Source organism: Halomonas sp. BC2 (genome assembly GCF_002078115.1).
GTDB classification, from domain to species: Bacteria; Pseudomonadota; Gammaproteobacteria; order Pseudomonadales; family Halomonadaceae; genus Vreelandella; species Vreelandella stevensii.
Genome location: NZ_LFGT01000005.1, coordinates 345,466 through 357,121, shown reverse-complemented (window position 1 = coordinate 357,121; position 11,656 = coordinate 345,466). Strand labels below are relative to the sequence as shown.

The following is an 11,656-nucleotide window of genomic DNA, read 5'->3' as shown; positions in this document are numbered from 1 at the left end:
ACGCGTGGCTTGAGCGGCTGCGCAGCGCCGAGCGCTTCTGCTTCGATCTGGAAACCACCAGCCTCAACTACATGGATGCCGAGATCGTCGGGGTCGGCCTGGCGCTTGAACCCGGTGAAGCGGCCTATATCCCGCTGGCCCACGACTATCTGGATGCGCCTGCCCAGCTCGACCGCCGCAGCGTTCTCGAGGCGCTCAAGCCGCTGCTGGAAGATCCCGGCAAAACCAAGATCGGCCAAAACCTCAAGTACGATATTTCCGTATTGGCCAACGTGGATATTCACGTCACGGGGCCGTTTGCCGATACCATGCTGGCGTCCTACGTGCTCAACTCCACCGCGACCCGCCACGACATGGATTCGCTGGCCCTCAAGTACCTGGGGGAAAAGACCATCTCCTTCGAGGAGATTGCCGGGAAAGGCGCCAAGCAGCTCACCTTCAACCAGATAGCCCTGGAGCAGGCCGCGCCCTACGCCTGTGAAGACGTGGACATTACCCTGCGCCTGCAGCAGACGCTGCGCCCGCAGGTCGAGCAGGAAGGCCGCCTGGCCGAGGTGCTCGATCATCTGGAGCTGCCGCTGATCAAGGTGCTGTCGCGGATCGAGCGTAACGGGGTGGCGCTGGATGCCGAGCGCCTGCACCAGCAGAGCCAGCAGCTGGAGCAGCGTATTCGCGAGCTTGAAAGTGAAGCCTTCGAGCTGGCGGGCCGCGAGTTCAACCTGGGGTCCCCCAAGCAGCTGGGCCAGATTCTGTTCGAAGAGCAGAAAATTCCGGTCATCAAGAAAACGCCCAAGGGCGCGCCTTCCACCGCCGAGGCCGTGCTGGAAGAGCTGGCGCTGGACTACCCCTTGCCCAAGGTGATCATGCAGCACCGTGGCCTGGCCAAGCTGAAGTCTACCTATACCGACAAGTTGCCGCGCCTGTTGAACAAGAAAACCGGCCGCGTGCACACCAGCTATCACCAGGCGGTGACCGCCACCGGGCGGCTCTCCTCGTCGGACCCGAACCTGCAGAACATCCCGATCCGTACCGCAGAGGGGCGCAAGATTCGCCAGGCCTTCGTGGCCCGCCCCGGGTATCGCATCGTGGCTGCAGACTACTCGCAGATCGAGCTGCGCATCATGGCCCACCTGTCGGAAGACAAGGGGCTGCTGGAAGCCTTCGAACAGGGCCGCGACATTCATACTGCCACCGCCGCCGAAGTGTTTGGCACCGCGCTGGACAAGGTCACCGCCGACCAGCGCCGCAGTGCCAAGGCGATCAACTTTGGTTTGATCTATGGCATGAGCGCCTGGGGGCTGTCGCGTCAGCTGCATCTCGAACGCCAGCAGGCGCAGACCTACATCGACCGCTACTTCGACCGTTACCCCGGCGTTGCCCGCTACATGGATCGCATTCGCAGTCAGGCCGCCGACAACGGCTTCGTCGAGACGGTCATGGGGCGGCGGCTCTACCTGCCCGAGATCCACTCGCAGAACCGCAACCGCCGTCAGGGGGCCGAGCGCACCGCAATCAACGCGCCCATGCAGGGCACGGCGGCAGACATCATCAAGCAGGCGATGATCGACGTGGATGCGTGGCTGGCGGAAGGCGGGTTCGATGCCCTGATGGTCATGCAGGTGCACGACGAACTGGTGTTCGAGGTGGCTGAAGCGCAGGTAGACGCGTTCATCGAGGAGGTCAGTGCACGGATGCAGTCGGCGGCCACACTGAGCGTGCCGCTGATCGTGGAAGCCCAGAGCGGCGCCAACTGGGACGAAGCGCACTAAAGTAAGAAGCGCACCAGGCGCTGCTCAAACCCTGGCTGACTGGCCATCCACAAAAAACCCCACCTTGCGGTGGGGTTTTGCATACTGCCTGGGCCAGCGCTTAGCGCCAGTTTACGCGGTCAAAAATGCGCACGGCTTCCGGGTTGTTGTTACCCAGCTCGCTGATGTTCACTTCGTCGCGCTGGAAGTCGCCCCAGGACTCCAGAACCGGGTTCTTCTTCACGCCATCGACCACCGGGAACTCGTAGTTACGCTCGGCCAGCACTTCCTGGGCCTGGTCGGAAGCCAGGAACTCGAGGAAGCGGATGCCGTTCTCGGCGTTCTGCGCGTTGGCGACCAGACCTGCACCACCCACGTTGATGTGCGTGCCGCGGTCATCCTGGTTCGGGAAGATCACGCCCACTTTACGGGCGGCTTCGCGGTCGGAAGCTTCATTGGAGTGCAGCAGACGAACATAGTAGTAGTGGTTGGCCACGCCCAGCTCGCATTCGCCGCTGGCCACGCCCAGAATCTGGTCGGTATCACCGCCTTCCGGGTTGCGCGCCAGGTTGTTGACCACGCCCTGTGCCCACTCTTGCGCTTCTTCCGCACCGTGGTGCTCGATCATCGAGGCCAGCAGAGACTGGTTGTAGATGTTGTTGGAAGAGCGGATACAGATCTTGCCTTCGAACTGCGGGTCGGCCAGGTCTTCATAAGTAGCGATCTGGCTCGGGTCGAAGTTCTCACGGTTGTAGAAAATCACCCGTGCGCGCTGGCTGAAGCCAAACCACATGCCTTCGGGATGACGCATGGACTCCGGCAGGCGCTCGTTCAGCACGTCGGAATCCACGGCCTGGAACAGGCCATCCTGCTCGGCACGCCACAGGTTGCCGGCATCCACGGTCAGCATGACGTCGGCAGGGCTGGCCACGCCTTCACGCTGCATACGCTCCATCAACTGATTGGCGTCGCCTTCCAGTACATTCACCTTGATCCCCGTTTCTTCGGTGAACGCGTTGTACAGAATCTCGTCTGAGTCGTAGTGGCGAGCGGAGTAGATGTTGACCTCGTTAGCCAGTGTGCTGCTGGCAAATGCCGAGCCAGCCATGACGGCGGCGACAGAGACTGCAAGACGTGCCTTTTTCATAACAAACACCCTAAATGTTTATGATAATAAGTTGCATTGTCAAACTGCGCCTATTGAAACGTCTTGTTCCATGGACGTCAAGCGAAATGATAATGACACGCAACACTTTTTGTGCATGTGCGTGCATCTGCCGCCAATAGAAAATAGAATGCAAATAACTTTCAACCGTGTTCGCAGTCAGGCATCTGCGCTGCGCACTAACCATGGGTGAACGAATGACGGCAACGGTGTCATTTTCAGAGGTGGCAGCACCGGCGGCGGCGCTGTCGCTGCGGGGTGTCGAGCACACGTTTGCAGCCAATAAGGTGGTCAAGGGCATCGACCTGGAGATCGGCCAGGGCGAAGTGGTGTGCCTGCTGGGCCCTTCCGGCTGCGGCAAGACCACCCTGCTGCGTATCGCGGCAGGCCTGGAGGTGGTGCAGGAAGGCGAGGTCAGCCTGGACGGGCAGGCCATCGCGGCCCCTGGCAAGCGCCATGTGCCGCCCGAAAAGCGCAACGTGGGCCTGGCGTTCCAGGATTCGGCGCTGTTTCCCCATCTGAGCGTGCTGGAAAATGTCACCTTTGGCCTGAAACAGCTGCCCTCCAGCCAGCGCCGCGCGCGTGCTTTGGAGCTGTTGGACCAGCTGGGCATGGCCGCCTATGCCGAAACTTACCCGCACATGCTGTCGGGAGGCCAGCAGCAGCGTGTCGCGCTGGCCCGTGCGCTGGCGCCTACGCCGCGGCTGATGCTGCTGGACGAGCCCTTTTCCAGCCTGGATGCCCGGCTGCGGGATCGTATCCGAGACGACACGCTGCACGTGTTGAAAAAGCTGGGTTCGGCCACGCTGCTGGTGACCCACGACCCGGAAGAGGCGATGTTCATGGCGGACCGCATCGCACTGATGCGCGATGGCAAGATCGTCCAGACCGGCACGCCTCGCGAGCTTTACTGTGCGCCCATCGACCCCTTCGTGGTGACCTTCTTTGGTGAGGTCAACGAGCTGGCGGGAGTGGTACAAGGCGGGCGAGTGCAGACCCCCGTGGGCGCGGTGGATGCCAGCTGGCTGCCGGAAGGCAGTGACGTGCAGGTGATGATTCGCCCCGAGGCGCTGCGCATTCAGGAGCGAGACCTGCCAGCCGAAGCCCACAGCCATAGCCACGTGGTCATGGCCAAGCTGCTGGGCCGCACCAGTCTGATCCACCTGTGTGCCCATGGCACCGATGGCCAGGAAGCGCACCTGCATGCCCGTGTACCAGGGGTGTTCCTGCCCCAGGAGGGCCAGCCCATCGACATCGATCTGGACCACTCCCAGGTATTCATCTTCCCACGCTGAGGCGCGGGAAGACCTGTGTTTGAACTTACTCGGCCTGGCTGCCGGGGCGCGCTCGGCGCATGGCCAGGCTGAGGAGAATCACCGGTAGGATCCCCACCACCACGATGGTCAGCGAGGCCGTGGAGGCCTCCGCCAGCCGCTCGTCCGACGCCAGGTTATGGGCGCGCACCGCCAGCGTATCGAAGTTGAACGGCCGCAGGATGATGGTGGCCGGCAGCTCCTTCATGGCATCGACGAAGACCAGAATCCCCGCCGCCAACAGGCTACTGCGCATCAGGGGCGTATGAATGCGTCGCAGCGTGCCCCCTGCGGTTTGGCCCAGGGTGCGCGAGGCGGCATCCATGCTGGGGGTGACCTTGCCCAGGCTGGCTTCCACGGCATTGAACGACACCGCCAGAAAGCGCACCACGTAGGCGTAGATCAGAATGAAGGCCGTGCCGCTGAAGACCAGTCCGATAATCTTGCCGTAGTTGGCGTGCAGCCAGGAGTTGAGGGTGTGGTCCAGCCAGGCAAAGGGAATCAGAATGCCGACCGCCACCACGGAGCCCGGAATGGCGTAGCCCATGGCCGCAATGCGGGTGAACAGGCGTGCACTGGGGGAGTTGTTGAGGCGTACGCCATAGCTCAGCAGCACCGCCAGCCCTACCGCAATCAGGGCCGCAATGGCCGACAGCGAGAGGCTGTTCAGGGCAAAGCCGATGAATCGCGTGCCGAACAGGCTGTCGCCAATCCGAATCGCCATGTTCAAGAGCAGGCCGCTGGGCAGCAGGAAGCCGATGGTGATGGGCAGCAGGCAGGCCAGAAACGCGCCGGTGGCCTGCCAGCCGCGCAGACGGTACTCGGGCAGCTGCTGGTAACGGCTGGAGGTATGGAAGTAACGCCGCTTGCCCCGTGACCAGCGCTCCAGCAGTACCAGCACGATCACGAAGGTCAGCAGGCAGGCCGCCAGCTGTGCGGCTGCCACCGGCTCGCCCAGTCCGAACCAGGTGCGGTAGATACCGGTGGTGAAGGTGTCCACGCCAAAGAATTGCACCGCCCCGAACTCATTGAGGGTTTCCATCAGCACCAGCGACACGCCGCCCACCAGCGCAGGCCGCGCCAGGGGCAGGGCCACGGTGCCAAACAGGTGCCACGGCCCGCGCCCCAGCGTGCGTCCCACGTCCAGCACGCACACCGACTGCTCCAGGAACGAGGCCCTGGCCAGCAGGTAGACATAGGGGTAGAGCACGAAGGTGATCAGCGTGATGGCGCCCCCCAACGAGCGAATGTTGGGAAAGTAGTAGTCGCCCACTCGCCAGTCGAACCACTCCCGCAGCATGCTCTGCAGCGGCCCGGCCACCTGCAGGAAATCCGTGTAGGCATAGGCGATCACGTAGGTGGGAACGGCCAGCGGCAGCAGCAGCGCCCACTCGAAGATGCGCTTGCCTGGAAAGCGGCACATGACCACCAGCCAGGCGGTTCCCGTGCCAATCACCAAGGTACCGAGGCCTACCCACAGCACCAGCCAGAAGGTATTGCTGAGATAGCGGGGCAGGACGGTACTGGCCAGGTGCTGCCAGATGCCGTCGGTGGGCAGCACGATATGGCCCAGAACCACCAGAATCGGCAGTGCCACGGTCAGCGCGATGAGAAACAGCGCCATAGACCAGGGGTTGAGCGACAGCGCAAAGCGTGAAGCGACCCCTGACAGCAGAGCCGATGATGAGCGGCGAGCGGGCGTGGACACGTCGTGATCTCCTTGGACGAGAGGCTGCGTGGCTCGTCAATGCGAAAAAATAGCGGTTGCAAATAGTATCACCTGCGCCGATGGGGTGCAGCTCATCGGCCGCCCATTAAAAAACCCTGCCCGTGGGGCAGGGTCGAGGCGTGTACCCGTGGGGCTCCTTCAGTGGGCGGTCCAGCCGCCGTCCACCATCAGCGCGCTGCCCGTGACCAGCGCCTGCATGCCGTCCAGCCTGAAGCCGGGGGCCTGGGGAAGGTTCATGCGTCCACCGCCGAGGCGTAGGGCACCTCCTGTTTGCCATAGCGGCGCACGCGCTCGTTGGCCTGTTCGGCGTGGCCTGCAAAGCCTTCCAGCATGCAGAGTCGTGAGCAGTAGCTGCCGATCTCAGCCGAGGCTTCATCGGTCAATACCCGCTGATAGGTGCAGGTCTTGAGGAACTTGCCCACCCACAGGCCGCCCGTGTAGCGCGCTGCCTTTTTGGTGGGCAGCGTGTGGTTGGTGCCAATCACCTTGTCCCCATAGGCGACGTTGGTGCGCGGGCCGAGGAACAGCGCGCCGTAGTTGGTCATGTTCTCCAGGTAGAAATCCGGGTCTTCGGTCATGACCTGAACGTGCTCGTAAGCCATCTCGTTGGCCACTTGCAGCATTTCCTCGTGGCTGTCACAGACGATGATTTCTCCATGACTCTCCCAGGCCTGGCGCGCGATATCGGCGGTGGGCAGTTTCTGCAGCAGTTCCTCGATGGCCGCCAGGGTGTCCCGGGCCAGCGCTTCGGAATTGGTCAGCAGGGCAGCGGGGGAGGTCGGGCCATGCTCTGCCTGCCCCAGCAGGTCGGTGGCGCACAGCAAGCCGTCCACGCTCTCGTCGGCAATCACCAGCGTCTCGGTGGGGCCCGCGAACAGGTCGATGCCGACACGGCCATATAGCTGGCGCTTTGCCTCGGCGACGAACGCATTGCCAGGGCCCACCAGCATGTCCACTGGCGCGATGGAGTCGCTGCCGATGGCCATGGCGCCCACGGCCTGAACGCCGCCGAGTACCAGAATCTCATCCGCGCCTGCCAGGTGCATGGCTGCCACGATGGCGGGGTGGGGCTTGCCCTTGTAGGGTGGCGCCGCCGCGATGACGCGTTTCACCCCAGCGACCTTGGCCGTCAGGACGCTCATGTGGGCAGACGCCACCATGGGGTAGGAACCCCCGGGGATATAGCAGCCCACCGCGTTTATCGGCAGATGTTTGTGGCCAAGGATGACGCCGGGGCGGGTTTCGATCTCGACCGGCTGCATGGAGGCCAGCTGCGCCTCGGCAAAGCGACGTATCTGGGCCTGGGCAAAGCGAATGTCGTCCAGATCACGCTCGGACACTTCGCTCATGGCCTGAGCAATCTCGGCTTCGCTCAAACGGAAGTTTTCTGGTGACCAGCCATCGAACTTTTCCGACAGCTCGCGAATGGCGGCGTCGCCTCGGGCCTGGATGTCAGCCAGCGTACGCTCGACGGTTTCGCGTACCTGGCCGTCATGGCGGACATTCTGCAGAGCCAGGCAGACGGCATTCTGATGCTGGCAGCGACGCTTTCCTCTTCGCTGGCCAGCGAGTGCGTCTCCCGGGGCATTCCGGTGGTGCTGATCAACCGTACGGTGGCCTTCGAGGGGGTCAGCCAGGTCGCCAGCGATAACTACCGTGGAGGCTATTGGGTGGGTGAGTTTCTGGTCTCTGGCGGTTATCGGCGCATCGCGCTGGTGGCCGGGCTTGCCGACTCTTCTACCAGCAGCCAGCGGCGTGATGGCTTCATGGCGGCGCTGGCGGCGCAGGGTGTCAGCTGTTGGGGGGAGGCATGCGGCGACTATGACTTCGCGGCGGCCCAGGCGGCGACCCGCAAGCTGTTCGAGGCGGCGCCCTACCCGGATGCGGTCTTTGCCGCCAATGACCATATGGCCATTGCGGTGATCGATACGCTCAGCGGCGAGCTGGGGCTACGCGTGCCTGAGGACGTGGCGGTGGTAGGGTTCGACGATATCCCCATGGCGGCCTGGCCGAGCTATCGGCTCACCACGGTTCAACAGCCGGTCGAGCCCATGGTGGACGAGGCGGTGGCTCTGCTGCTGGCGCAAATCGCCAGTGGGCAGGTCGCGGGGGAACGGAAAGTACTGCCGGTGACGCCCATCGTAAGGGCCAGCGCCCCGGCAACGGGGCGTGGTGTTGCGTCATCTTCATGAAGTTTGCCGCCTTGCACGGCAAGGCGGCAACGCGAGGGCGTCAGCTTAGCCCAGCAGCATGCGTGGCAGGCCGGTGACCAGCCATGGGAAGAACGACATCAATACGCACGCCAGCAGGATCAGCGCCACGAAAGGAACGACCGCTTTGTAAAGGTCGACGATCTCCACCCCAGGCGGTGCAACCCCTTTCAGATAGAAGAGCGCATAGCCAAACGGTGGCGTGAGGAAGGAGGTTTGCAGCACCACGGCCACCATCACCACGAACCACAGCGGATCGACGCCCATTTGCTGAACGATGGGCAGCATGATCGGGAAGCTGAGCAGGACGATGCCCGTCCAGTCCAGGAACATGCCCAGAATGAACACCAGAAACAGCATCATGATCAGCGCGCCGGTGGTGCCGCCCGGCATGGCCAGCAGCAGGTCCTGAATCACCTGCATGCCGCCGCCCCGTGAGAACACCCCGGTGAAGGCGGTCGCGCCCACCAGCACCAGCATGACCATGGTCGTGGTCTTGCCTGCTTCCAGCAGTGTCTTGAAGCAGGTGGAGACCCGGCGGTCACCAAAGATCAAAAACAGGATAAAGGCAATGAACACGCCGATGGCCGAGGCCTCGGTAGCGGTGGCCACGCCGGTGAAGAGCGCGCCGAGTACCCCGAGGATCAGCGACATGGGCGGCACCACGTACTTGCCCAGCATGATCAGCAGTTGCCGAGTGCTGACTTCCGCACGCTCTTCCTTGGGTACCGGAGGGCCATAGGAGGGCTTGAAGTAGCAGATCAGCAGTACGTAGAGCGCGTACATCACCCCCAGCATCAGGCCGGGAATCATCGCCCCTGCAAACAGGGCGCCTACCGATACCGGCGAGTAGCTGGCCATCAGGATCAGCATGATGCTGGGTGGAATCAGGATGCCCAGACAGCCGCTGGCCATGATGACCCCGGTGCTCAGCTCCTTGTTGTAGCCATACTTGAGCATCGGCACCAGCGCAATCATGCCCATGACGGCAATGGAGGCGCCCACGATACCGGTGGTGGCGGCCAGCAGGACAGAGACGATGACCACGGTCAGCGCCAGCCCGCCCCGCAGGTTGGCCAGCAGCAGGCGCATGGCATCGAACATCTTTTCGGTGACCCCGGAATCGTTGAGAAACCGTGCCATCAGGACGAACAGCGGTATGGCAACCAGCACGTAGTTGTCCATGGCGTTGCCGAAGATGTTGTTGATCAGGGTGCCCAGCACTCGCTCGCCAGGGCCGAGAAAAGCGCCGATGACGGCGACGCCGCCGAGCACGAAGGCCAGCGGATGGCCCATGAACAGGCCGATCAGCAGCCCGCCAAACATCACTAGCGCCAGCAGTTCAGGACTCAGGTTCATGCCGATTTCTCCTCGCGCAACTGCATGATGGCCCGCAGTACGATGGCAATGGCCTGCAGCAGGATGAGGGCAGCCGCCACCACGATAACGCCTTTGATCGGGTAGACGGGAATCGACACCATGCCGTAGGTGGTTTCACCCCGGGTGTAGGAGCGTTCGAAGAAGCGCCAGCCGTAGGTCAGCAGCATCCAGATGAAGGGAACGAAGAAAATCAGGTAGCCCAGGACTTCGATCAGGGCCTGGCGCTTGCGGGACAGCAAACGTTTCAGTACGTCGACCTCGACATGGGCATGATGGCGCAAACCGTAGGCGGCCATCAGCATGAAGTGGGCACCAAACAGCATCTTGGTAACATCGAACGCCCAGTCACTGGGGCGGCCGAGAAAAAAGCGTGACGCAATGTCGTACAGCACGATGAGGGTAATGATGGCAATCAATGGCGCGATCAATCGCCCAAACAGCTCATTGATTGCATCGATCGCCTTGGCAATCGCATTCATGGAAGATCTCCGCGGTCAGCATACAAAACCGCCCCGGTCGGCCCGGGGCGGCGCAGAAACGCCTTACAGGCAGGCTTCGATCTCTTCCAGTGAGGGCAGGTTATCCATGGTGCGGCTCATGTTGAAAGGAGCCGAGACGTCGCGCCATTTGGCGTAGTCTTCCAGGTAGGTCACCATGGAGTGGTAGACCTTGGCGTGGTCACTGTTTTCACAGGCGCCGCGCACGATGACCTCGTTGGTGATCTCCTGAATGCGGGCCAGATCGTCTTCCGAGAACTGGTTGATGGTGATACCCGCATCGATGAACTTCTGGGTGGCATCGGTGGACTCACGCTCGGACCAGGCCAGTGACCAGGCCATGGTGGCGTCGGCAGCGATACGCAGCTTCTGCTGGGTCTCTTCCGACAGCGCGTTCCAGGCGTCGAGGTTGATCATGACCCCGAAGACGCTGGCAGACTGGTGCCAGCCAGGCGTGGCCCAGTAGTCGGCCACTTCGGCAAAGCCTGCGTTGTAATCCACGCCGGGGGTCGAGAATTCACCGGCATCGATCACACCACGCTCGATGGCCTGATAGACTTCGCCACCGGCCAGGGTTACCTGAGAGCCACCCAGGGCTTCCAGCACGCGGCCCTGGTCACGGCCCGAGAGACGCAGACGCTTGCCTTCCAGGTCGGCGATGCTTTCGATGGGCGTACGGCCCATGAAGCCGGACTCGTTGTTGAGCGCGGCATAGGGCAGGTACATCATGTTGTACTGGCCGTAAATCTCTTCGTACAGTTCGCGGCCGCCCCACTGCTGAATCCAGTTGATGTAATCAACGGCGTTGAACAGGCTGGTGGTGGTGGCCAGCGGTGAGAATGCGGGGTTCAGGCCGGCCCAATAGCCTGGCCAGTCGCCGGCGGCTTCGATACTGCCGGTCTCGGTGGCATCGAACACTTCCGTGCCGGGCATCAGCGTACCGCCCGCGCGGAAGTTGATCTGAACTTCGTCTCCCGCCAGCTGGTTGACCAGCTCGGCCCAGTGCTGGTCGAGTTTGATCAGATCGAGGTTGTCGGGCCAGGTGGACGTCATGGTCCACTGCTCTTGTGCCTGGGCCGTCGTGGTGAGAGCGGCAAATGCGACGCCAGCGGCAAGGCTGGTCAAGGCAAATTTTGTAGTCTTTTTCATTATCAATTTCCTGGTACTTTGGCGGTTGGCGTTATTAGTGTTGATTACCTGAAAGCAGGAAAGCACAGCGAGTAGGGCTGACGTTTACGTAAAGTAAAAGCGGCCAAGGCTGTACCGCTAAGCTAGCACACTCCCCCCGCTGCGGCGCAATATCAGGATTTGCAGGAAGTTAACGCACGCTATGAAACATCGCTTGATATAAAAGTGTTTTTAAAACATATGCTTATGTCTTTATTTAAACGGCTGGGCAGGTCTGGATAGCGCTTGAAAGCGTTGAAAATGTTCGCCTTGTTGTACCAAAGTTGTAAGCAATCGACCCTTGAGGAGCGTGATGAGCGAAGCAAGTGATGACCGCTACATATCACTACTGGTGGGCCATGCGCGGCGCTGGCAACGCCGCCGTTGGCGGGGGCTCGTGTGGCTCAGCGGACCTGCCGAGCAGGCTCGCCGACTGGCGCTCACGCT

9 protein-coding genes are annotated in these 11,656 nt (G+C 62.1%); 3 read left to right on the top strand and 6 right to left on the bottom strand.

Annotated features, from left to right (window positions below; genetic code table 11):
* On the top strand, positions 1-1,769 hold a 1,769-nt coding region (gene polA / locus B7L71_RS05160), incomplete at its 5' end, for a DNA polymerase I (RefSeq protein ID WP_081136392.1).
* Positions 1,770-1,869: 100 nt separating this feature from the next.
* Here polA and B7L71_RS05155 read toward each other — a convergent pair.
* Positions 1,870-2,895: a Fe(3+) ABC transporter substrate-binding protein gene (locus B7L71_RS05155; protein ID WP_081136390.1), complete on the bottom strand. Its 1,026-nt coding sequence runs from the start codon at positions 2,893-2,895 to the stop codon at positions 1,870-1,872.
* A 215-nt stretch (positions 2,896-3,110) separates the two neighbouring features.
* On the opposite strand from B7L71_RS05155, the gene B7L71_RS05150 reads away from it, so the two are divergent.
* Entirely contained in the window at positions 3,111-4,208 is a 1,098-nt protein-coding gene (locus B7L71_RS05150; protein ID WP_039182802.1) for an ABC transporter ATP-binding protein, read from the top strand.
* Between the two features lie 25 nt (positions 4,209-4,233).
* Here B7L71_RS05150 and B7L71_RS05145 read toward each other — a convergent pair whose 3' ends face one another.
* Both B7L71_RS05145 and hisD read right to left on the bottom strand, forming a co-directional pair.
* Entirely contained in the window at positions 4,234-5,934 is a 1,701-nt protein-coding gene (locus B7L71_RS05145) for an ABC transporter permease (RefSeq protein ID WP_016916078.1), read from the bottom strand.
* Between the two features lie 254 nt (positions 5,935-6,188).
* Positions 6,189-7,466 (bottom strand): histidinol dehydrogenase, encoded by a 1,278-nt coding sequence (hisD, locus tag B7L71_RS05140; RefSeq protein ID WP_232710747.1) that lies wholly within the window; start codon positions 7,464-7,466, stop codon positions 6,189-6,191.
* Between hisD and B7L71_RS05135 the strand changes: the two genes are divergently transcribed.
* Positions 7,449-8,147, top strand: coding sequence for a substrate-binding domain-containing protein (locus B7L71_RS05135; protein WP_232710745.1), 699 nt, complete (start codon positions 7,449-7,451; stop codon positions 8,145-8,147). The genes hisD and B7L71_RS05135 overlap by 18 nt on opposite strands.
* Before the next feature lie 45 nt (positions 8,148-8,192).
* Here the strand turns inward: B7L71_RS05135 and B7L71_RS05130 are convergent, their stop codons facing one another.
* The 3 genes from B7L71_RS05130 to dctP form a co-directional block, all read right to left on the bottom strand.
* Positions 8,193-9,524 carry a TRAP transporter large permease gene (locus B7L71_RS05130; RefSeq protein ID WP_039182817.1) on the bottom strand — a complete coding sequence of 444 codons (1,332 nt, stop codon included), beginning with the start codon at positions 9,522-9,524 and terminating at the stop codon, positions 8,193-8,195.
* Positions 9,521-10,024 (bottom strand): TRAP transporter small permease subunit, encoded by a 504-nt coding sequence (locus B7L71_RS05125; protein WP_016916083.1) that lies wholly within the window; start codon positions 10,022-10,024, stop codon positions 9,521-9,523. Before B7L71_RS05125 ends, B7L71_RS05130 begins: the two co-directional genes overlap by 4 nt.
* A 63-nt stretch (positions 10,025-10,087) precedes the next feature.
* Entirely contained in the window at positions 10,088-11,191 is a 1,104-nt protein-coding gene (gene dctP, locus B7L71_RS05120) for a TRAP transporter substrate-binding protein DctP (RefSeq protein ID WP_081136388.1), read from the bottom strand.
* Between the last annotated feature and the right edge of the window lie 465 nt (positions 11,192-11,656).